Annotated in this window: 21 protein-coding genes; 10 read left to right on the top strand and 11 right to left on the bottom strand. The window is 69.4% G+C overall.

Annotated features, from left to right (window positions below; genetic code table 11):
* Positions 1-63 precede the first annotated feature (63 nt).
* On the top strand, positions 64-795 hold the full coding sequence (locus tag IH25_RS0116605) for an XRE family transcriptional regulator (RefSeq protein ID WP_030609998.1): 732 nt from the start codon (positions 64-66) through the stop codon (positions 793-795).
* Between the two features lie 38 nt (positions 796-833).
* The gene (locus IH25_RS0116600; protein WP_030609997.1) at positions 834-1304 is read left to right on the top strand and encodes an NUDIX hydrolase; all 471 of its coding nucleotides are present in this window, start codon (positions 834-836) and stop codon (positions 1302-1304) included.
* On the opposite strand, the gene IH25_RS0116595 is transcribed toward IH25_RS0116600, so the two are convergent.
* From IH25_RS0116595 to IH25_RS0116575, 7 genes are all read right to left on the bottom strand, one after another.
* Positions 1292-1852, bottom strand: a complete 561-nt coding sequence (locus IH25_RS0116595) for an HD domain-containing protein (protein WP_030609996.1) — start codon at positions 1850-1852, stop codon at positions 1292-1294. The genes IH25_RS0116600 and IH25_RS0116595 overlap by 13 nt on opposite strands.
* Before the next feature lie 596 nt (positions 1853-2448).
* On the bottom strand, positions 2449-3393 hold the full coding sequence (locus IH25_RS40685) for a PIN domain-containing protein (protein WP_157846978.1): 945 nt from the start codon (positions 3391-3393) through the stop codon (positions 2449-2451).
* Between the two features lie 15 nt (positions 3394-3408).
* On the bottom strand, positions 3409-4398 hold the full coding sequence (locus IH25_RS39480; RefSeq protein WP_078844275.1) for a ParA family protein: 990 nt from the start codon (positions 4396-4398) through the stop codon (positions 3409-3411).
* A gap of 105 nt (positions 4399-4503) precedes the next feature.
* Positions 4504-5580, bottom strand: coding sequence for a restriction endonuclease, SacI family (locus IH25_RS0116590; protein ID WP_078844274.1), 1077 nt, complete (start codon positions 5578-5580; stop codon positions 4504-4506).
* 17 nt (positions 5581-5597) lie between these two features.
* Positions 5598-6770: a DNA cytosine methyltransferase gene (locus IH25_RS0116585; protein ID WP_037655055.1), complete on the bottom strand. Its 1173-nt coding sequence runs from the start codon at positions 6768-6770 to the stop codon at positions 5598-5600.
* 439 nt (positions 6771-7209) lie between these two features.
* Complete coding sequence (locus tag IH25_RS0116580) at positions 7210-8439, bottom strand: MFS transporter (protein WP_051753964.1); 1230 nt, start codon at positions 8437-8439, stop codon at positions 7210-7212.
* Positions 8440-8538: 99 nt separating this feature from the next.
* Entirely contained in the window at positions 8539-8934 is a 396-nt protein-coding gene (locus IH25_RS0116575) for an ArsR/SmtB family transcription factor (RefSeq protein ID WP_030609992.1), read from the bottom strand.
* A gap of 117 nt (positions 8935-9051) precedes the next feature.
* On the opposite strand from IH25_RS0116575, the gene IH25_RS0116570 reads away from it, so the two are divergent.
* On the top strand, positions 9052-10299 hold the full coding sequence (locus tag IH25_RS0116570; RefSeq protein WP_037655053.1) for an MFS transporter: 1248 nt from the start codon (positions 9052-9054) through the stop codon (positions 10297-10299).
* Positions 10300-10327: 28 nt separating this feature from the next.
* On the opposite strand, the gene ku is transcribed toward IH25_RS0116570, so the two are convergent.
* Positions 10328-11362 carry a non-homologous end joining protein Ku gene (ku, locus tag IH25_RS0116565; RefSeq protein ID WP_030609989.1) on the bottom strand — a complete coding sequence of 345 codons (1035 nt, stop codon included), beginning with the start codon at positions 11360-11362 and terminating at the stop codon, positions 10328-10330.
* 53 nt (positions 11363-11415) lie between these two features.
* On the opposite strand from ku, the gene ligD reads away from it, so the two are divergent.
* Complete coding sequence (gene ligD, locus IH25_RS0116560) at positions 11416-12342, top strand: non-homologous end-joining DNA ligase (protein ID WP_051753963.1); 927 nt, start codon at positions 11416-11418, stop codon at positions 12340-12342.
* Positions 12343-12479: 137 nt separating this feature from the next.
* Here the strand turns inward: ligD and IH25_RS0116555 are convergent, their stop codons facing one another.
* Positions 12480-13283 (bottom strand): nuclease-related domain-containing protein, encoded by an 804-nt coding sequence (locus tag IH25_RS0116555; RefSeq protein ID WP_030609985.1) that lies wholly within the window; start codon positions 13281-13283, stop codon positions 12480-12482.
* Between the two features lie 97 nt (positions 13284-13380).
* Here IH25_RS0116555 and IH25_RS0116550 point away from each other — a divergent pair, with 97 nt between their 5' ends.
* The 5 genes from IH25_RS0116550 to IH25_RS0116530 all read left to right on the top strand — a co-directional run bounded on the left by IH25_RS0116550 (position 13381) and on the right by IH25_RS0116530 (position 18972).
* Entirely contained in the window at positions 13381-13887 is a 507-nt protein-coding gene (locus tag IH25_RS0116550; RefSeq protein ID WP_030609983.1) for a protein-tyrosine phosphatase family protein, read from the top strand.
* Positions 13888-13991: 104 nt separating this feature from the next.
* Complete coding sequence (locus tag IH25_RS0116545) at positions 13992-14717, top strand: hypothetical protein (RefSeq protein WP_030609980.1); 726 nt, start codon at positions 13992-13994, stop codon at positions 14715-14717.
* Positions 14714-15958, top strand: a complete 1245-nt coding sequence (locus IH25_RS0116540) for a sensor histidine kinase (RefSeq protein ID WP_030609976.1) — start codon at positions 14714-14716, stop codon at positions 15956-15958. Before IH25_RS0116545 ends, IH25_RS0116540 begins: the two co-directional genes overlap by 4 nt.
* A gap of 159 nt (positions 15959-16117) precedes the next feature.
* A complete protein-coding gene (locus IH25_RS0116535) occupies positions 16118-17479 on the top strand; it encodes an FtsW/RodA/SpoVE family cell cycle protein (protein ID WP_030609973.1) in 1362 nt (453 codons plus the stop codon).
* Positions 17480-17514: 35 nt separating this feature from the next.
* Positions 17515-18972, top strand: a complete 1458-nt coding sequence (locus IH25_RS0116530; protein WP_030609971.1) for a penicillin-binding transpeptidase domain-containing protein — start codon at positions 17515-17517, stop codon at positions 18970-18972.
* An 8-nt stretch (positions 18973-18980) separates the two neighbouring features.
* Here IH25_RS0116530 and IH25_RS0116525 read toward each other — a convergent pair whose 3' ends face one another.
* Both IH25_RS0116525 and IH25_RS0116520 read right to left on the bottom strand, forming a co-directional pair.
* Complete coding sequence (locus IH25_RS0116525) at positions 18981-19835, bottom strand: hypothetical protein (RefSeq protein ID WP_245172804.1); 855 nt, start codon at positions 19833-19835, stop codon at positions 18981-18983.
* 78 nt (positions 19836-19913) lie between these two features.
* Positions 19914-21023, bottom strand: a complete 1110-nt coding sequence (locus IH25_RS0116520; RefSeq protein WP_030609966.1) for a ferritin-like domain-containing protein — start codon at positions 21021-21023, stop codon at positions 19914-19916.
* Between the two features lie 121 nt (positions 21024-21144).
* Here IH25_RS0116520 and IH25_RS0116515 point away from each other — a divergent pair, with 121 nt between their 5' ends.
* Entirely contained in the window at positions 21145-22083 is a 939-nt protein-coding gene (locus tag IH25_RS0116515; protein WP_030609963.1) for an AurF N-oxygenase family protein, read from the top strand.
* The last annotated feature ends 77 nt before the right edge of the window (positions 22084-22160 follow it).

Genomic DNA, 22160 nt, shown 5'->3' with positions numbered 1-22160 from the left:
ACGTTTAGGGACGTCTGAGGTATCGTCAAAACGTCCCCAGCGCGTCCCAGAGAAGGGCACGTTATGGCGAACGAGCGTCTGCGCGCGACGATTTCGGCGAAGGGCGAGACGATCCAGTCGGTTGCTCAGCACGTCGGCGTAGACCCGAAGAGTGTTGAGCGGTGGATCACCACCGGCCGTACACCACACCGAGGACACCGATGGAAGGCCGCTGGCTTCCTGGGCGTTGACGAGGTGTACCTCTGGCCCTCCGTTGAGAAGCAGACTGAGACGGCCAGCACTTCCGAGCTGATCACGTACTACCCGCACCGAGGCGCGGTTCCCGCGCCGCTGTGGTCATCGCTCATCGAGAAGGCGACAGACCAAGTCGGGATCCTGGTCTATGCAGGCTTGTTCCTCTTCGACAACCACCCGGACCTGCCCGACCTGTTGGCGGAGAAGGCGAAGGCCGGCGCCCAAGTGCGCATCCTGCTGGGCGACCCAGAATCAGAAGCCGTCCGGCAGCGGGGCGAGGAGGAAGGCATCGGCGGTGATCTGGCGGCACGCGCACGGATCACCCGTCGCTACCTCGAACCGGCGATGACCACGCCAGGTGTTGAGGTTCGACTGCACGACACGATCCTCTACAACTCGGTCTATCGGTTCGACGATGACGTGTTGGTGAACCCACACGTCCTCGGTGCGCCGGCGGGACAGAACCCGGTCCTGCACTTCCGCTACCTCCCCGGTGCCCGCACCTTCCGGCACTACATGCGGAGCTTCGACTACGCATGGGAGCGAGGACGGCCCGCGTAGCCCATCACTTCAGCACCGAGGCATGCGACGCTAGGTGCATGGCACGAGTCGACTACTTCAACGATCCGAACGCCCCGAAGGCGAACAGCATCGTTCCCTCGGTCACGGCGGTGGTCACGAACGATGCTGGTGAAGTCCTCTTGATCCACAAGACGGACAACGACCTTTGGGCGCTACCTGGAGGCGGCGTTGATGTTGGCGAGTCAGCGCCCGACGCAGCCGTGCGCGAGACGAAGGAAGAGACCGGGATCGACGTGGAGGTGACCGGCCTAGTCGGCATCTACACGAATCCGGCGCACGTCATGGCATACGACGACGGCGAAGTCCGGCAGCAGTTCTCCATCTGCTTCCGGGCGCGAATCACGGGCGGCGAAGTACGGACGAGCAGCGAGAGCAAGGAAGTGGCGTTCGTCGCTCCGAGCAAGCTGGACGAGCTGAACATCCACCCGTCCATGCGCATGCGGATCGATCACGGCTTGGCTGGCCAGCCCGAGCCCTACATCGGCTGATCCGCAAGACGCGCGCGCGTACGGTCAACAGCGGCGCCAAGGTACGGCCGAGCTTTGCTGATCGCGGTGTGCACTTCGCTGCCCGGCTCGTACCGAACCAAGATCTCGCCAATACGCCGGTCAAAGTCGAACGACTGCCCCGCTGGACCAGTGGTCATGTCGGCGAAGATCAACGCGTCCAGGACCGGCGAGTCCTCCCGGTCGTACACGGCCAGTTCAGCAGTCAGACCGCGCTGCTCAGCCTCATACACGGCGCCTGAGTGGTGGGCGACCAACCGCACGAGGCGTGAAGGCGCACCGAGTGTTTCCAGGTAGCGCGCACCGTCGAGCGGATGGAAACCGGTGTCCCGCACTTCCGGCGCGTAACCGATGTCGTGGAGCCATGCTGCAGCGACCAGGAGGTCACGGTCATCTTCGGCCACGGCCGGCGAAGCCTCGCGAGCGCGTTGGGCGACAGCTTGGGTGTGCAACCAGCGGTTTCCGAGCGGAGGCAACAGGGACTCAGCCAGTTCGGCCGCCCTCTGGGGCGTGTCCAAAGCAGATGACATGGAACGCACGGTAGCGGACCAGACGGACAGACGGACAGCCCTGGTCAGACGCTCTGGATCGTGGCGCGGTGGAAGTTTCTCTACATCATCAAGGCTCGCTTCGCTCGCGGTCGTGCCCGGCCTCCTGGAACTGCAACCAGTTCGATCGGGAGATCGAAGGTGCCGCGCACAGCGCGGCGGCGCCGGACGGTCGCCGCCGCGCCGCCCCTCCTTGCCTTCGTCACCGGGGCCGCGCGCCGTCGCCCGCCCGCGCCCAAGGGGGCGAAGACCAGGCCGGGGCTGGACTGAGAGGGCGACGCCAAGGTCAGAACCACGTCGTGGCTGGGGCGGCCGGCTCCACGGCTTTAGGCAGCCACTTTGGGGCGAGCCTCTAAGATCATGGCCCCAACGTCGTGCTTTAACGGGCAGGTCAACAGACTGCCCGACTCGCCGGAAGCTTACGGGGCCATGATCACTCGCCCCAAAGCAGCTCCAGCCCAAAGCCGCTCCACCGACCTCATGAGCAGACGCCGAGCCTCTGCCCCAGCCAAGAGAGCGAGCCGAGGCCGCAAGTCGGACAGACCATTCGGATCGGCCATCTCTAGCCACTCCGCTCCTCAAGGGCGGTTGCGAGCAAGTTCCCTCAACAGGGTCACATCAAAACGAACCACCACTGCGTCATCCGCCAGTTCGAACCAACCTCCCAATCGGCCAGAGACCGAAGTGCCGAGCGACTCATGCACGTCGACAGCGAGCGGCATCACGAACGACGTCGTGAGAAATCCAACTCTGACCCCGCCCGCAGAGTATGCGCTACGAACACGCATTTCGGCGAGTTCCAGAGACTCGACAGGACCAAAGTCTTCCGGACTGCGGTCTACGAAATCTGGGAAATCAGTCAGATCATGGTGAGCCACCACTTGCTCGACAATCGAGAGCAGAACATCTTCCGGGAACGATGCTGAGGTGATAGAAACCTGAGTCCGGGCACACAGCTCCTCAATCACCGAATTGATGCTGGTGTGATAATGGAAATCTTCAGCGCGGCCACCCAATTCTCCAAGGAGATCGGGATGAAGAGACGGGTCCCCCTTCTTCGTGCCGAAGTCACCCGTGTTATTCGAAGCAAAATGGGTAGCATGCGCTCCCGCAAGATGCCTCCTCTTAATACACAACCATATAGCAGAATCGCGGGCTCCTGTCCCGTCCGCCTTGGCCGGCTTCCGTCTCGCCGCTTCTCGGAGTAACGCCTCTTTAGCATCCTCGCCATCGAGCTCCAGAACGACAAAGGTTTCTTCTAGATCGTCCTTCCATTCTTGAACGATCGAATCGAGCGATGGAACGTAGTAGGAATCGATCTGGCAGTACTTTGACAGATCCGATACAGCCTTGGCGTGCCGATCCAAAGCCTCTTCAGCATCGTGACGTCTTGCATTGACCGATTCTGAGAGAACCGTACTCGTGATGGCGACGGTTGAACTCAACGTACCAGCGACCCGGAGCAGCGTAGAAATGGAGACGTTACGAAGTTTCCCCTGGCGAGGAAGAAGGTTCGTATCCAAGACAATTAGCATGAGTTACCTGCCTGCGACTTCATCAGCTCGTTCGGAGATCTCGTTGGCAAGAGAACTAAAAAGATGAATCGCATTGCGCGCGCGTGTGTAATGCGCGCCGCGTGCCTCACTCCCGTTCAGCTCAAACACTGCCTTATGCGTCCTTTGAGCGATGGGCACCAGACTTGAGAGGTTCGGCACCTCCCCGATAGAAGTACCAGAAGCAGGAGGGAGAGAGCCTGCGCCTTCCAATGCCTCCACGATGCCGGTCTGGTAGGCGACGGGCATGCGGTCGTTCCAGTGCTTATAGGCTTCGGCAGGCTGGTCCCGGTATACCGTGAACTGCTGGCTCACATACCCCAGTGGACTTGGCAGGCCCGGCGGGAGTTCGAATCCGAACGAAAGCTTCCTTCTTTCTGCCTGAGCCTTAGCGATCTCCCACTCGCCGATCCAGTTGGCGACACTCTTACCGACACTCGGAAGGGCCGTCAGCGAGAACAGATCAGGCGCGAGCGGGACAACAAACCCGGTGGACCCGATAATTACATTTCTGTTCAGTGCACCAACATTAGGTCCTAGGTCAACGAAGACATATTCTGCTGAGACCAGCGCAGCGGTCTCGGTGATGAGTCGATAGAAGGCGGTGCTCACCTGAAATCCCCGAGGGAGCCCCGCAAGGGCTTCGGTCCACCCAGTAGGAGCGAATTCCTCATATTCACTCAATCGGATGTCTCCCGGTAGGATCCAAGCTGTATCCCTGATCCGCACAGGAGAAATAATCTCCAACGCCCCGGAGCCCTCAACCACCGGACGAAGACACGAGTAGATTGTCTTTCCGGTATCGAAGAGCGACTCGACATTAGTTACGGGGATGGCAGCACTAGTGAGGTTAGCCTGAGCGTCGGCATCGATGAAAAGGACTCGCTTCTTCTTCGCGAGTGCGATTCCGATATTGTAAACGAGGGTGGTTTTTCCTACGCCACCCTTGTGGTTGAAGAATGAGATGATCTTCATTCGGCGCTCTCCATGATCTAGGGCGGATTCTGGTGCCTACGACATAGGCCGGCCCGATCGCCGCTAAGCGTCAGGCCGGCCGTAAGTTAGCCGCGCAGTATCACATCACGTTTCAGGGAAGATCTCAGCCCACCGATCCAACTCCGGCTCCCGCACCTCGATCTCTATCATGCGGCGATACATTGCCTCAGGAAAGGCCGAAAGAATCGAGTGGACGTCGCGAGGCGACCAGACGAATACGTCACGCAGGAAGCTCGACACGCTCTCGTTCACCTTGACGATGCACTCGTACTTCCGCTCAAGCGCGCTGGTCAGATCATCGGCCGACATAAGCGACACGTGCGACGCCGCATCGACCATGAGCGCAACTCGTCGGAAGCCGGCATACGTTGCACTGCTGACGAATTGCTCAAGCCCCTCCCACGACACGCTCTTTCCACGCACTTCAACGGTAAGCAATGGATCGCCGTCCAAAATCACTTGGACGTCACCAGGAAAGTCGCGAGAAGGGTCATTGATCCTCCGCGAGACGACCTCGCTGTAGACCATGTCAAGGCCAGCCGCAACACAAGCCTGCAGCTTTCGTGGAACGTCGTGGCCACTCACAACGAAGCTCTGAGTCTCAGCGATTAGGCTCGCCTCGACGATGGCACTCCCGACGGCAACGCGCTGCTTTTTGTTCGCCACAGAGATACACACGGCCAAGACAGCGACAAGCGCTCGGAACGACTCTTCAGTGGAATAGTCTTCTTCATCGACCCTAGCAAGGGCACTGCTTACTCGGTCCAGATAGGGGCGCGCCTTCGTCTGGACCCTGACGATCTCGCTGTAATGGTCGTAACGGAAGAATGGCTGATTGTTGATCGGCTCGCGGCCCGTAGCCCCCAGATCAAATCCAAGTTCTACGGACATCGGAACCACTACACCGTGGCAAAGGGTACGCAGAGAGAAGGCGCGATCGTCGTACTTCTCTTTGATAGAGCGTGGGTCAACCCTGTCATCACATGCACGCGCGAGCAGTGCTGTCACAAGCGCAGCCGTGTAAGTCCTTGGAGCATCTACCTCGCGTAGCGAAGTAGCCAGAAATATCCAATCTTCGAGGAATACATCATCCGAAGCGGCCGCCTCGTACGCCTTCCTCAAAACCTGCTCCGCCGTGCTCTTTTTAATTGTTATTCCCATTGCCCCCCCATGCCGCTCTAGATCAATTCAAGCTGTTCGTGTCCAGCCTGGCTAGGAATAGTAGTACCGCGAGAATCAAGATAGCCGAGTTGTTCCATCAGGGCCCGGACGACGACCTTCCCCAACTCCACCGGGACGGCATTACCGATCTGCCGCTGCACCTCGCGCTTCACTCCGGTGAAAACGAACTCATCAGGGAAAGTCATGATCCGCTTCATTTCGGCAACGCGAAACCTACGCGCTCGCTCTTCCCCGTTCGCGTTCTTCACGTTCTCCCAGTGAAATGGTCCGACCCATGGACCTGGCTGAGCCTGCAGCGTCGTAGAAGGGCGGTCTGGGTCCGCCTTCAGCAGGAAGGTCCAATAGCGGCTACGCCATTTGAACTCGTTGCGACCGCCATATCGGTCGGTGTGCCATAGGTAGTTTTGCCCAGGAGGAACTTCCGCAGCGAGTTCGGCGTAGGTTCCCTCAACAACTTCTCCAGCCTCAGGAACGTCCGGCAGTCCGGCAAGTGCCTCGCGAAGACTCGTGAACGGAATCTTGGTGTGATCAATCACCCGATCCCGCTCCGACTCGCCAGAGTGCGTGGTTTCGGGGAAGTGGAAAGCCTTACCGTCACGTCGCCCCACAACGAATACTCGCCTGCGGAGCTGCGGAACCCCATACTCGGCCGCAAGGAGCACACGGAACGTCGGGTTGTAGCCCGCATCCTTAAGGCCCGCAATGAGTCGGTCGAACTGAGCCTGATGGGTCTTGTACGTCAGGCCCTGCACATTTTCCAGGATGAAGGCTTCGGGCTTGCTCTCCCGAACCACACGGACGTACTCGTCAAGGAGGGAGGCATTGGGATCGGCGCTGTTGCGCTTCTCCTCGATCCAGAATCCGGACTTACTGAACGGCGTACAAGGAGGACCACCGATGACCAGGGTGGGATCGCCGGGCTTCAGCCCGCCGGCTTCCAGCAACTCTGCGGTCGGGATCGTTTGGATATCCCCACACAGCGTCTTGGTGTGCGGGAAGTTGGCCGACAGTGTATCCAGAGCGGTCTGCTCATAGTCAGTGGCAACCGCGACACGTAGCGGAGACCCGGAGCCGTCCTGGACCAGCGGTGGCTCAGCGCAGCTCTCGATGGCGCAGTCGAGGCCACCGGCCCCGGAGAACAGACTGATCACAGGAAGCTCATGGTTCACCGCGCCACCCTAACGTATCGCAACCTCGGGAGGACCGTGATCGCTACAGTGACACTGGCCAGCTCGCCACCATCCCCTCTGGCCCTCGTGCGCAGATGGCTACGACACCGGTTACCTCGAGCGCACCCGGCAGCCGGGCGGCACACGACCAGCCGCTTCCCGCTCGACTTGCGATGCTCGCCAGCGTCCTGCGGTATAGACAGCCCAGGCGTGGACTATCTGTGGACGAGCGGTCACATCTGCGGGCTGCTCGGCACCCGTGACCTGCACAGACGACTGGGACACAATCGCCCTCCGGAGCCGTGTGCGCAGGTTCGAATCCTGCCGGGGGCACTTCGCAGGAAGTGTCTGAAGACCCCGTCATCAGCGGAAACGCTGGTGGCGGGGTTTTTGCGTATGTGCGGGGAGGGCCGGCCGGGCCTCCGGTGGCGGCGCGTTCTCATCTGGTCGGGGCCTTTGGTGCGTGGGCCGGGGTCGGGGCCGGTTCCGGGGTCGGGCCCGCTGTGCGCATGCGGCCGTAGGCGTAGACGCAGCCTGCCAGGGCCAGGTCGGACAGGAGCATGTAGCCGATGGAGTAGGAGGACTTGGCGGTGTAGACGGCGCCCATGACCAGGGGTGGGACGAAGCCGCCCAGGCCCCCTGTCGCGCCGACGATGCCGGTGACGCTGCCCACCTGGGGCTGGGGGGTGACCCGGGAGACCAGGGCGAAGACCGAGCCGCTGGCCGTGCCGAGGCCGGCCGCCATCAGCAGCAGGCAGACCGTGGCGGTGGGGACCAGGACCGGGTCGAAGGACTGGAGGATCGCCAGGACCGCCACCAGGCCCAGCGCCCACGCCGTGACGACCGCCGGGTGGACGCGGTCCGCGAGCCAGCCGCCGAAGGGGCGGAAGACCACCGTGACCAGGGCGAAGCCGGCCGCCCGGGTGCCGGCGTCGGTGGGGTTGAGGCCGTACCAGGTGCGCAGGTAGGTGGGGAGGTAGACGCCGAACGCGACGATGCCGCCGAAGCCGATCGCGTAGAGCGCCGACAGCTCCCAGGTGACGCGGAGGCCGGCGGCCCGGGTGAGGCGCGCGGTCAGGGGGGTGGAGGGGATCCGGCGGTCGGGGCGGTCGTTGATCAGGACGGCGGCCAGGACGGCGTACACCGCCAGGGCTGCCGCCATGACCAGGAAGGGCAGGTGCTCGTCCCGGTGGTACATGCGCGGGGTGAGGAAGCCGGACAGCGCCACCCCGCCCATGCCCATGCCGAAGACACCGAGGGCCGCGCCCCGGCGGGCGGGCGGGAACCAGGAGTTGACCAGCGGCACGCCGATCGCGAACGTCGTGCCGCCGAGGCCGAGGACGAAGCCCACGAGGAGCAGGGCCACGTACGACGACCGGGCCGGGATCAGCAGCAGTACCGGGATGATCGTCAGGGCGCTGGTCAGCGGGAACATCAGGCGGGCGCCGTAGCGGTCGGTGAGCGCGCCGGCCGGGACCCGGCCGAGCGAGCCGACCAGGACCGGGACCGCGACCAGGAGGGACTGGGCCGAGGCGCCCATGTGCAGCCGTCCGTCGAAGTCGGCGGCGAGCGGGGCGACCAGGTTCCAGGCCCAGAAGGTGAGGGTGAAGCCGACGGTGGCCATGACCAGGTTGCGCCAGGCCGCCGCGGAGGGTCTGTCACCGGTCATCGTCACACTCCCAGGAGGTCGGCCCGGCCCTGACTGTCCCTCCCCTCGCGACGACTTCCATGGTCGGGGACCTGGTCGCGGTCCGCATCCCGGGACGTCTCAGTCGCCGTCCGGCGGGGTCCAGGCGGCCACCAGGTCCAGCAGGCCGGGGAAGCGGGCGTTCAGGTCGGCCACCCGGACCTGGCTGCGGCGCTCCAGGCCGTACTGGCGCTGCCGGGTGACGCCCGCCTCGCGCAGGGCCCGGAAATGGTGGGTCAGCGAGGACTTGGGGCGGTCCAGGCCGAACCAGCCGCAGGTGTGGTCGAACTCCTCCGATTCCAGGAGGAGTTTGCGGACGATCCGCAGTCTGAGCGGGTCGCTGAGCGCGCCCAGCACGGTTTCCAGCCTGATGTCGGCGGCGGCCGGTTCGGGCAGCGGGTCGGGTAGGCCGGGGGGCTCCGGCCGCTCCTCGACGCCTACGGCCGGCTGGGTCGCTTCGGTCCTCTGCCCGGTCAACTGCGGCTCCCCTCTCGCGGACTTCCTGTACGACTCCGATCGTACTGCATGCTAAGTTCGACTCCACTCGTACAAGTACGACTTGACTCGTACCGAAGTTCAGGGGAGGACTGTGCCATGACGACGGCGACCGCCGGTGAGCGTGCCCGGGAAGCGGTGGGCGGGGGTGAGGTGCCCGTCCGGTGGGTGTGGCTCGCGGCCTGGCCGGTGACGGCGGTGTTCGTGCTGTCCAACGCGGCCACCCCGCTGTATGTGCTCTGGCAGCGCGAGATGGGATTCGGCAGGGGCACGCTGACCGTGGTCTTCGCCTGTTACATCGCGGGGCTGCTCGGGTCCCTGCTGGTCTCCGGGATCGTCTCCGACCGGGTCGGGCGCAAGCCGGTACTGCTGCCCGCGCTGGGCCTCGCGCTCGTCGCCTGCCTGGTCTTCGCGACCGCGGGCGGCGTCGGCGCGCTGATCGCGGCCCGGCTGTGCACCGGTATCGCGGTCGGCGCCGTGGTCTCGGCGGGGATGGCCGCGGTGACGGACGTGGCGGGGCCCGCCCGGCGGCGGCTCGCCGCGCTGCTCGCCTCCTGCGCGATGGTGTTCGGGGCGGGGCTGGGGCCGTTGCTGGCCGGGGTGCTGTCCGAGACGCTGCCCGGGCCCGCGGTCACCGTGTTCGCGGTGGAGGCGGTGCTGCTGGTGTCGGCCGTGGTGGTCGTGGTCCGGATGCCGGTGGGCGCCGCTCACGAGGGGCGCGGTGAGGGTGGTCGCGGTGCCGGGGGGTGGGTGCGGGTGCCCGGGGTGCCTCGCGGCGCCGGAGGGCAACTCGCCCTGGGGATAGCTGTGTTCGCGCCCGGGATCACCGCCACCTCCTTCGTGCTGTCGCTCGGCCCGTCGCTGCTGGCGGGGCTGCTCGGCACGGGAAGCCGGGTGGTGTCCGGGGCGCTGGCGTTCGCGATGTTCCTGTCCGCCACGGGGGTGCAGTTCGCGGTACGGCGGCTGGGGCGGCACACCGTGCTGGCCTACGGCGCCGGTGCCACCGCCCTCGGTATGGCCGCGCTCGTCCTGGCCGTGCGCACCGGGTCGGTCGCGGCGCTGGCCGGGGCGGCGCTGCTGGCCGGGGCCGGGCAGGGGATGGGACAGCTCGGGGGGCTGTCCCTGCTGAACTCGGCCGTGCCGGGGGCGCGGCTCGCCGAGGCCAACGCGGCGCTGAACGTCGGGGGTTACCTGCCCGCCGGGCTCCTTCCGGTGAGCGCGGGATACCTGAGCGACGCGGTGGGCCTCACGACGGGCGCGACGGTCTTCGGCACGGTGCTGGCGGGGCTGGCCGTGGCGGGGGGCGGGGTGGTGCTGCTCGGGCGGCGGGCGTCTTCGGCCACCTGACATCCCGGGGCCCGGCGCACGCCTCCCCTCATGCCGTCCGCTTCCGGGACGCCGTCTTCTTCGTCGCCGTCTTCTTCCCTGCCGTGCTCTTCGCCGACGCGGTGCTCTTCGCCGACGCCGTCTTCTTCGCCGCCCCCTCCCCCGCCTTGGACGTCGACTTGCGGGCGGGGGCGGCCTTCTTCGCGGCCGGGGTCTTCTTCGTCGACGTGGACTTCTTGGCGCCCGTTTCCTTCGGTGCCGACGCGTCCCGGCGCAGTTGTCTGACCTCCGCCTCCTCCTCCGGCGCGCCCCGGGACTCGCGGGCCGCCCGGACGCTGTTCTCCAGGGCGGCCATCAGGTCCAGCACCTTGCCGCCGGCGGCCGGGGCCGGGGACTCGGGCGGGGTCTCGCCGGAGGCCTTCGCGGCGATGACCTCCTCCAGCGCCTCCCGGTACTCGTCGTGCAGGTCCTCCAGGTCGACCTCGCCGAGGGTGTCCATCAGGGCGTCCGCGAGGTCCAGTTCCTTGTCGCGGATGGTGACGTGCTCGTCCGGCGCGACGCCCTCCGGGGCCCGGACCTCGTCCGGCCACAGCAGTCCGTGCATGGCGATGGCGTCGCCGACCACCCGCAGCATGCCGAGCCGCTCCCGCCCGCGCAGCGCGTACTTGGCGATGGCGACCTTGTTGCTGCGCTTGAGGGCCTCGCGCAGCAGCGTGTACGGCTTGGCGGCCTGGGCGCCGCCGGCCGCGAGGTAGTACGCCGCGCCCATCTGGAGCGGGTCGATCCGGTCGCCCGGCACGAAGGCCACGATCTCGATGGTGCGGGCGGTGGGGATGGGCAGGTGGGAGAGGTCCTCGTCGCTGATCGGGATCATCGTGCCGTCGGCGTCCTCGTACGCCTTGCCGATCTCGGCCTGGCTGACCTCGCGGTCCTCCAGTTCGCACACCTTGCGGTAGCGGATGCGGCCGTTGTCCTCGGTGTGGATCTGGCGGAAGGAGATGGCGTGGCTCTCCGTGGCGTTCACCAGCTTGATCGGGATGCTGACCAGGCCGAAGGAGATCGCGCCGTTCCATATCGATCGCACGTGCCGCACCCTTCCATCGCCGTTTTCTCCGGTTTGTCTGGGATTGTCATCCTATGACGCCTATCACAGAGGTGGAGGGGCGCCGGGTCGCGCTCAGCAACCTGGAGAAGGTGCTCTATCCGGAGACCGGCTTCACCAAAGCGGAGCTGCTGCACTACTACGCGACCACCGCCGGCGCCCTGCTGCCCCACCTGCGCGACCGGGCGGTGTCCTTCCTGCGCTATCCGGACGGCCCCGGGGGGCAGCTGTTCTTCACCAAGAACGTGCCGCCGGGTACGCCCGAGTGGGTCACCACCGCCGAGGTCCCCCGCTCCTCCCCGGACAGCCCGGCCCGGATGGTGGTCGTCCAGGACCTGCCGAGCCTGGTCTGGGCGGCCAACCTCGTCGCCGAGTTCCACACCCACCAGTGGCTGGTGCGGTGCCCCGAGGAGGCGGACCGGCTGGTCTTCGACCTCGACCCGGGGCCGCCCGCGCACATCGTGCACTGCTGCGAGGTCGCCCTGTGGCTGCGCGAGCGGCTCGCGGCGGACGGGATCGAGGCGTACCCGAAGACCGCCGGGTCGAAGGGGCTGCACCTGCTGGCGGCGGTGCGCGGCAGCTCCTCCGAGCGGACGTCCGAGTACGCGAAGGCGCTGGCGGTGGAGGCCGAGCGGGCGCTGCCCCGGCTGGTGGTGCACCGGATGACGAAGAGCCTCAGACCGGGGAAGGTGTTCGTCGACTGGAGCCAGAACGCGGCCCGCAAGACCACGGCCACCCCCTACACCGTGCGCGCCCGCCCGGCCCCGCTGGTGTCCGCGCCGGTGACCTGGCAGGAGGTCGCCGACTGCCGCAATCCCGCGCAGCTGGAGTTCCGGGCCGACGACATCGCCCCGCGCCTGGCGGACCACGGCGACCTCATGGCACCCCTGCTGGACCCGGAGTCGGCCGCTCGGCTGCCGCGCGCAACGCCCGGTCCGGAGTCGGCCACTCGGCCGCCGTGAGCCACGCCCGATCCGGAGCCGGCCGCCCGGCTGCCGCACCCCACCCCGGACCCGGCCAACCCCTGCCACGGCCCACGCGGAACCCGGAGCCGGCCGCCTCACCCTGCCGTGTCGCGCTCGCCCGGACCGGCCGGGTCTCAGACCCTCAGCCAGACGTTCCGGTCCCGTGCCATCCCGTGCAGTGCCTCCACGTCGGCCGGCTTGAGCACCCCGCCCAGCCGGGCCAGGTCCGCCAGTTCCGGCTCCCGCAGGATCCGCACCCCGCGCGGCTGGGCCACCACGGTCACCTCGGCCGGGCCCACCAGGGCCAGCAGCGGGCGGACCTCGGCGGTCAGCGCGTAGGAGGCGCGGTCGGCGGCGGAGCGCAGCGGGCGCAGCAGCGGCTCGGCCTCGCGGCGGCCGAGGGCGACCAGGGGATCCACGATCCGGACCCGGGCCCGGCGGGCGTACAGGGCGTGGACGGCGAACAGCCCGCCGGGGCCGATCACCAGGTGGTGGATGCGGTCGCCGCCGGGCAGCGGGACGGAGTGCAGGGTGTGCCAGCCGGCGCCCTCCAGTCCGTCCAGTGCCCCGCCCACGGCCTGCTCGGCGGTCAGGGCGCGTCGTCGCGGGTCGGGGCGCAGCCGGTGCGCGGGGCCGGGGTGGCGGTCCAGGGCGACGAGCAGGGCCTCCCCGGGGCGGTTGGGGGCCAGGTCGTCGTCCGGGTGCAGGGTCAGCCGGGCGAGTTCGGCGGGGGTCGGGACCGGGGGCGGGCCCACGGTCACGGGGCCGGTGAGGAAGGGGTGCAGCGCCTGGAGGACGGCGTCCCGCTCGTCCTCGGCGAGGAGGTCGACCCGGCCCGTCCCGCGGTCGTACCAGGCCACGCCGGCTCCGTCCGCGCGGCAGACGTACAGCCGCTCACGACCGTGCCGGAAGGCCGGCACCACGCGCAGTCCGCTCATGCCATCACCCCTCGACCATGGGAACAGGCGGGGTGCTCCCGGGGCAAGACCGGTTACCTTGGTGTGCGGCCCTGTGCGGGGACTTGGGGAGGCACCGTTGCGGACCCGCGGAAAGCAGCCCGACGTACCGGCTCCGAAGAGCCCGTGGGACGAGATCGTGCCCGGCCTGTGGATGGGCGGTCACGAGTTCCGGGACCGGTCCGGGCGCCTGGAGCTCGCCGTCGTACGAGACGAGTTCGACGTGGTGCAGACGCTGCTGCGGCTGCCCGGGTACGGGCCCGGTCCGGGCGTGGAGCACCATGTGTGGCCGATCCCGGACGGGCCGCTGGACGGCACGCAGCTGGCCGGGGTGATCCGGCTGGCCCGGGCGGCGAACGACGCGCTGGACGCCGGGCGCCGGGTGCTCGTGCGCTGCTACCACGGGTACAACCGCTCGGGGCTGGTCGTCGCGCACGCGCTGGTCCAGCGGGGCGACACGGCCGACCAGGCGATCCAGCTGATCCGGGCCCGGCGCTCGGCGTGGGCGCTGCACAACGAGCTGTTCGTGGAGTACCTGCGGACGGGCCTGGCGACCGTACGGCTGCTGGAGGAGCTGGCCGAGTAGCCCGGGACGCGCCGGCACGCGGGGCGGAGGGCCCGCCGCGTCCCCGCCCACGGCACACACGCCACACCAAGCAGCACAAAGCAGACTTCGGTCAGAATGTAGGGATGCCGGCCCGTCGACCCGCCCGTACCGCCCTCGCCCTGGCCGCCGTCGCCCTGCTGTCGGCGACGGCGACGGCCTGCGGGGACACCGGCGGCCTGCGCGGCGCCGGGCCGACCACGACCGCCGTCAGCCCCACCCGGCTGTGGCCCGACCTCAGGCCCGCGTCCAGCCCGGCCTACCCGTACGCCGTGGCGACCCGGGAGACCGTCAAGGGCGTCACGGTCCCCGGCGGCGACATCCGGAAGGTCGACCCGGTGGACGTCGTGGAGGCGGAGCTGAAGGCGCACCCCGGGGACTACGGCCCCAAGGGGACGTACCACGCGACCGTGGACCGGATGCGGCAGTGCCGGCCGGGCGGCGAGCGGGACCGCTGCCCGCTGCTCAAGCCGTACCACCGGGACCTGACCGGGGACGGCCGGGCGGACCTGACGCTGGGCTTCCGGCTGTACCCGACCAACCAGACGGCGGTGCGGGTCTACACCGCCGAGGGTCACCGGCTGGTGCAGGTGCTGGCCGACAACGACGCGCTCCTCGGGGTGGAGCTGGCCGGGCGGGCGCTGATCGAGCGCTCCCCGGCCGACACCTCCGGCTACGAGTACCGCACCACCTGGGTGTGGGACCCGGGCCAGCGCGCGATGGTGTTCTCCCGCGACGAGTACCTGCACGTCGGCGACGGCCCGCATGGCCGGCGGACGCCGTCCCCCTCGGCCTCCCCGGGCGCGCGATGAGGCTCGCGCTGCCGCACTGGTCCGGTGCGCTCGCCGTCCGGGCCGCCGCGTTCATGACGGTGATGTGCTGCGCGCTGGCCGCGCTGCTCGGCGTGCTGGTGCACGTCTCGGTGACGGACCAGACGGTGGGCCAGGCCCGTGACCTGGCGCTGTCCCGGCTCGCCGACGCCACCGAGGCGTACGAGGCCGGGGACCGGCTGCTGCCGGGCGCCCGGGTGGACCCCGCGGAGCTGCCCCCGGCGCTGCGCGGGCTGGCGCTGTCCGGGCAGCGCGGCACGATGGTCGCGACCTACCGGGGGCGCCCCGCCATGTGGGCGGCGGGTCCGGTGGCCGGGCACCGGGCGCTGGGTGTGGCGGTCGACTACTCGCAGCAGTCCCGCACCATCGCCGGCCTGGACGAGTCGATCGTGTGGTCGTCGGCCCTGGCGATCGGGGCGACCGTGCTGGTCGGCGTGTTCGCGGTGACCCGGGTGACCCGGCGGCTGCACGGCACGGCGCGGGTGGCCCGCCGGATCAGCGCCGGCGACCTGGACGCCCGGGTGAACGATCCCCGTACGAAGGATCCGACCCGGCCGCAGGACGAGGTGGCCGCGGTGGCCGCCGCGCTGGACTCGATGGCGGCCTCCCTGCAGGGCAAGCTGCTGAGCGAGCAGCGGTTCACCGCGGATGTGGCGCACGAGCTGCGCACCCCGCTGACCGGGCTGCACGCGGCGGCCGAGCTGCTGCCGCCGGGCCGGCCGACGGAGCTGGTACGGGACCGGGTGGCGGCGCTGCGCACGCTGACGGAGGACCTGCTGGAGATCTCCCGGCTGGACACCGGACGGGAGCGGCTGGAGCTGGGCACGGAGGCGCTGGGCGCGCTGGCCGAACGGGTGGTGCGGGCCTCGGGCACCGACACCGAGGTGCGGGTCCTGCGGGACGCGTGGGTGGAGACCGACCGGCGGCGGCTAGAGCGGGTGCTGGGCAACCTGGTGGCCAACGCGCACCGGCACGGGGCGCCTCCGGTGGTGCTGACCGTGGACGGGCCGGTGGTGACCGTACGGGATCACGGGCCCGGGTATCCGGAGTACCTGGTGGCGCACGGCCCGCAGCGGTTCCGCACGGAGGGCGGGGCGATGGGGCACGGGCTGGGGCTGACCATCGCGGTGGGGCAGGCGGAGGTGCTGGGCGCCGCGCTGGGCTTCGGCAACGCGGCCGACGGGGGCGCGGTTGCCGTGGTGAGGCTGCCTGGGTGCGAGTAGGGGGCGGGGGCTTCGCTGCGTCGCGGAGTGCGGGTGCGTTGTGGTTGCCCGCGCCCACGCGGCGGAGCCGCATATCGATACAGCCCCGCGCCCCTTGAGGCGCTTCGCGCCCCGGGGCGCCTGCCCGGACAGACTGTGCCATTTCGGTAAGTTCCGGACATGACCAAGGCCGGAAGCACTCTGGAGGCGGCCACCGCTCCCGTGCGCGCCGTGCGTCTTCCCCGGCGGCGGGGTGTCGAGCTGTCCCTGCTCGTGCTGGCCGTCCTGCTGTCCGTGTACGGCTACTGCGCGGTGGGGCTGGCCCGGTCCGGGACCGTGCCGCCGGGTGCCGTCGGGTACGGCGCCGGGCTCGGGGTGCTCGCCCTGTTCGCGCACATCGCGGTGCGGATCCGGGCGCCGTACGCCGATCCGCTGCCGCTGCCCATCGGGGTGCTGCTCAACGGGCTGGGGCTGGTCCTGATCTACCGGCTGGACCTGGAGACACCGGGCGACCGGGCGGCCCCGACCCAGCTGGTGTGGTCCACGCTGGGCGTGGGGCTGTTCATCGGGGTCGTACTGGTGCTGCGCGACCACCGGACGCTCCAGCGGTACGCGTACGTGTGCGTGGTGGCCGCCCTGGTCCTGCTGGCGCTGCCGATCCTGTTCCCGGCGGTCAACGGGGCCCGGATCTGGATCCGCATCGCCGGGTTCTCCATCCAGCCCGGCGAGTTCGCGAAGGTGCTGCTCGCGGTGTTCTTCGCCGCCTATCTGGCCGCCAACCGCAGCGCGCTGGCGTACACCGGGCGCCGGCTGTGGCGGCTGCAGTTCCCGACCGGCCGGGTGCTGGGGCCGATCCTGACGATCTGGCTGGTGAGCGTCGGCGTCCTGGTGCTGGAGCGGGACCTCGGGACCTCGCTGCTGTTCTTCGGGCTGTTCGTGGTGCTGCTGTACGTGGCCACCGGGCGCACCGGCTGGATCGCGGTCGGGCTGCTGCTCGCCGTGCTCGGCGCCGTCGCCGTGGGACGGCTGGAGCCGCATGTGGGCGGACGGATCGAGGACTGGCTGCACCCGTTCGCCACCATCGACGCCGGGCAGGGCCCCAACCAGCTCGCCCAGTCCCTGTTCGCCTTCGCGGCGGGCGGGATCCTGGGCACCGGGCTGGGGCTCGGGCACTCCACGCTGATCGGCTTCGCCACCAAGTCGGACTTCATCCTGGCGACGGCCGGGGAGGAGCTGGGCCTCGCCGGGCTGGCGGCGATCGTGCTGCTGTACGCGCTGCTGGTGGAGCGCGGCTACCGGGCGGGCCTCGCGCTGCGCGAACCGTTCGGCCGGCTCCTCGCGGTCGGGCTGGCCTCGATCGTGGCGCTCCAGGTGTTCGTGATCGCGGGCGGGGTGACCGGGCTGATCCCGCTGACCGGCATGGCGATGCCGTTCCTCGCCCAGGGCGGCTCCTCGGTGGTCACCAACTGGGCGATCGTGGCGCTGCTGGTCCGGGTGAGCGACTCGGCGCGCAGCCAGTACGACGGCCGGGAGGCGCCGTGACCGAGTACGGCCCGCTGCCCGACGGCGGGCGGCCGATGGCCCGGTACATCCGGCACGCCCGCGCCTTCTGCGCCCTGCTGCTGGCGGCGCTGCTGGCCAACGCGGCCCGGGTGCAGGTGGTGCGGTCCCACGAGTACGACGGCAACACGGCCAACCGGCGGGCCGCGATCGCCCGGTACCAGCAGCCGCGCGGGAACATCCTGGTGGACGGCCGTCCGGTCACCGGCTCGGTGGACACCGGCGAGCAGCTGCGCTACGAACGCTCCTACGCCGACGGCCCGTTGTACGCCCCGGTGACCGGCTTCGCCTCGCAGCGGTACGGCACCACGTTCCTGGAGCACACCGAGGACGGGCTGCTGTCCGGCACCGATCCGCTGCTGCGCCCGCTGCCGCTGTGGAGCGACGTGAGCCGGGCGCGCGGCCGGGGCGGTGACGTGGTGACGACCCTCAACCGGCGGGCGCAGGAGGCCGCGTACCGGGGCCTGGCCGGGCGCAAGGGGGCGGTGGCCGCGGTGGAACCGGCCACGGGGCGGATCCTGGCGCTGGTGACCAGCCCGTCGTACGACCCCTCGGAGCTGTCGGGCAACAGCGAGGCGGTGGTGTCCGCCTGGGACCGGCTCAACCACGATCCGGAGAAGCCGATGCTCAACCGGGCGGTGCGGCAGACGTATCCGCCGGGGTCGACGTTCAAGGTGGTCACCGCGGCGGCGGCGCTGGACGCGGGCGTGGTCACGGACCTGGACGAGCGCACCGACTCCCCGGACCCCTACCGGCTGCCCGGCACCACCACCCGGCTGACCAACGAGGGCGACGGCTGCGCGGACGCCTCGGTGCGGGACGCCTTCGAGTGGTCGTGCAACACGGTGTTCGCCAAGCTGGGCGTGGACGTGGGGGTGCGGGACATGGTGGCCACGGCGCAGGCGTTCGGGTTCAACGACACCGAGGTGCGCATCCCCTTCTCCGTGGCGCCCAGCACCTTCGACCCGCACGTGGACCGGGCGCAGCTGGCGCTGTCGTCGATCGGGCAGTACAACACGCGGGCCACGCCCCTGCAGATGGCGATGGTCGCGGCGGCGGTCGCGGACGGCGGGGTGCTGCGTCCGCCGTACCTGGTGGAGCGGACCACCCGGCACGGCGGCGCGCTCCTGTCCGGGAGCGGGGCCCGGCCCGGCCGGCAGGTGATGCGGCCGGCCACCGCGGCGCGGCTGGCGGAGCTGATGGCCGGGGTGGTCCAGGAGGGCACCGGCACCAACGCGGCCCTCCCGGGCGTGCTGGTCGGCGGCAAGACCGGCACGGCCCAGCACGGGGTCGGCAACACGGGCGTGCCGTACGCCTGGTTCGTCTCCTGGGCGCAGTCCGAGGACGCGCCGGAGCCGGAGGTGGCGGTCGCGGTGGTGGTGGAGGACGCGGCGGCGGACCGGGGCGAGATCAGCGGCGGCGGCACCGCGGCCCCGATCGCGAAGGAGGTGATGCGGGCGGTGCTCGGCGGCTGAGCGCGGGGTCAGCCGGCGGGCTTCAGCAGCTCGGAGCGGACCCGCAGGGCGGTGCGCGCGGCCTTCGCCAGGTCCACGTCGTCGGGGTCGCGCACGGAGAGGTCGACCTCGCCGACGGCGGCCGCCGTGTTGCCGTCCGCCCAGGCGCAGACGCCGTAGGTCAGGGTGGTGGAGGCGCTCTTCTGGGTGAGCACCTGGCAGCTGACGGGGGTGGGGGCGCCGGCGGGGATGACGTCCGTCGCGGGCCGCTCCACCGTCACGCCGTCGGCCTCGGCGGCGCCCTTGAGCAGGCCCCGACGGATCGCGGGGGTGTGCTTGAACCGGCCGTACATGCCGGAGACGAGCAGCATGGATCGGGAGGCGTCGCCGGGCGGGCTGTAGCGGCCGACGGTGGCGTGGACGTCCTTGACGTCCCAGGCGCCGTCGGCCTCGTCCTCGACCTTCTTGCCCTCGGTGCCGGAGAGGTCCTCGGCGAGGGTGTACTCGCCGTCGAGCAGGCTGTGCGGCAGGACCAGCTTGTGCTCCGCCGCCGGGAAGCCGCTCCCGGCCACCGCGCCGAGCACGACGAGACCGGCGACGACGACCGTGACGACCGCGCCCACGATGCCGAGCACCAGCCCGACCCGGCGCTTCCTGGGCGGCGGCGCCATGGGCGGCACGCCCCAGCCGGGGTAGGGCTGCTGCGGCGGGTAGGGCTGCCCGGCGGGGTACTGCTGCCCGCCCGGGTACGGCTGCTGCGGGTACGGCTGTTGCGGCGGGTAGGGCGCCTGCTGGGGGTACGGCGAGCCGTACGGGCCGGGGGCGGCCTGCGGGGGCTGCTGCCCGTAGGGTCCCGGGTACGGCGGCTGCTGCTGCGGAGGCATGGACACGCCAGCACGCTACTGCACCGCGCCGACACCCCCGCCACCGCGCCCCGCACGCCCCACCGCCCGCGCGGCCCGTCAGTCCTCCGTCGCGCCCGACTCGATCGCCGCCTCCACCTCCGCCACCCGCTCCCGCTCCTCCGTGGCGAAGCGTTCGGCGTCCAGCCGGTCGGCCAGTTCCTCGTCCTGGGCCATGAGCAGGTCCAGGTTGGAGTCGCCGAGTTCGAAGACGCCCATGTCCACGTAGGCCCGCTGGAGGCGTTCGCCCCACAGGCCGATGTCCTTGACGCACGGGACGATGCGGCTGAACAGCAGCTTGCGGAACAGCCGGAGGAACTCGGACTGTTCACTGATCGCCTCCGCCTCGGCCTTCGGGATGCCGAAGTTCTCCAGCACCTCCGCCCCGCGCAGCCGGTCGCGCATCAGGTGGCAGCCCTCGATGACGAACTCCTCGCGCTCGCGCAGTTCGGCGTCGGTGAGCTGCCGGTAGTAGTCGCGCAGCGCCATCCGGCCGAAGGCCACGTGCCGGGCCTCGTCCTGCATGACGTAGGTCAGGATCTGCTTCGGCAGCGGCTTGTCCGTGGTGTCCCGGATCATGCCGAACGCGGCCAGGGCCAGGCCCTCGATCAGCACCTGCATGCCGAGGTAGGGCATGTCCCAGCGGCTGTCGCGCAGGGTGTCGCCGAGCAGTGCCTGGAGATCGTCGTCGACCGGGTACAGCAGGCCCATCTTCTCGTGCAGGAACCGGCCGTATATCTCGGCGTGCCGGGCCTCGTCCATGGTCTGGGTCGCGGAGTAGAACTTGGCGTCCAGGTCGGGCACCGACTCCACGATCCGCGCCGCGCAGATCATCGCGCCCTGCTCGCCGTGCAGGAACTGGCTGAACTGCCAGGAGGCGTAGTGCCGGCGCAGTTCGCCCTTGTCCCGGTCGGAGAGCTTGCCCCAATGGCGGGTGCCGTACAGGGACATGGCCTCCTCGGGCGTGCCGAGGGCGTCGTACGGGTCCACCTCCAGGTCCCAGTCGATGCGGGTCCGCCCGTCCCACTGCTTGTCCTTGCCCTTCTGGTACAGGGCGAGCAGACGGTCGCGTCCGTCGTCGTACTCCCAGGTGAACCGGGCCGCGCCGGTGGCGGGTACCCGCCAGAGGGAGTCTCCGGGGTCGTTCGCGTACAGGTCGTAGGTCCCCATATCCCCAGGCTCACGCGTGGTCGCCGGGTCAACAAGTCCTGCGCGAGGGATTGACGGCCTTACTGACAAGGAGTCTTATAAGAACAGGACGACTACCCCCGGGTAACGAGGTGAGGGAGCCATGACGACCCTGACGGAAGCGGACGCGCTGGAGGGGCTGCGCGACGCGCTGGGCCTGCTCAAGGACCGGGAACAAGTGGCCGAACGGCTGCTCGCCTCTTCCGCCAAACACTCCTTCGACCCGGACAAGGAGCTGGACTGGGACGCGCCCTTCGAGGAGGGCAAGTGGTTCTGGCCGCCGGAGCTGGTCTCGCTCTACGACACCCCGATGTGGCGGCGGATGAGCGAGGAGCAGCGCATCCTGCTCTCCCGGCACGAGGCCGCGGCGCTGGCCTCGCTCGGCATCTGGTTCGAACTCATCCTGATGCAGCTGCTGGTCCGGCACGTCTACGACAAGGCGGCGACGAGCGCGCACGTGCGCTACGCCCTCACCGAGATCGAGGACGAGTGCCGGCACTCCAAGATGTTCGCCCGGCTGATCACGCACGGCGGCACGCCCTGGTACCCGGTGAGCCGGGCCCACCAGAACCTCGGCCGGCTGTTCAAGACCATCTCCACGACGCCCGGTTCGTTCACCGCCACGCTGCTGGGCGAGGAGATCCTGGACTGGATGCAGCGGCTGACCTTCCCGGACGAGCGGGTGCAGCCGCTGATCCGGGGCGTCACGCGGATCCACGTGGTGGAGGAGGCCCGGCACGTCCGGTACGCCCGTGAGGAGTTGCGGCGCCAGATGGTGACCGCCCCGAAGTGGTCCCAGGAGTTCACCCGCGTCACCTCCGGCGAGTTCGCCCGGGTGTTCTCGGTCGCCTTCGTCAACCCGGAGGTGTACACGAACGTGGGTCTGGACAAGCGGGAGGCGATGGCCCAGGTGAAGGCCAGTGGGCACCGGCGGGAAGTCATGCAGACGGGTGCGAAGCGCCTGACCGATTTCCTGGACGACATCGGTGTCCTGCGGGGCGTGGGGCGGCGGCTGTGGCGGGCGTCGGGTCTCCTGGCGTAGGTCCGGCGGGCCCTTTTGGGGGGCGCGGGCGCGGCGCGCGTGCGCCCCGGCCACCCGCGAGCGCCGCATGGCGGCCA

Source organism: Streptomyces achromogenes subsp. achromogenes (assembly GCF_000720835.1).
In the GTDB taxonomy this organism is placed as follows: Bacteria; Actinomycetota; Actinomycetes; order Streptomycetales; family Streptomycetaceae; genus Streptomyces; species Streptomyces achromogenes.
Note: the sequence above shows the minus strand (reverse complement) of the source record. Positions and strands in the feature narration are given on the sequence as shown.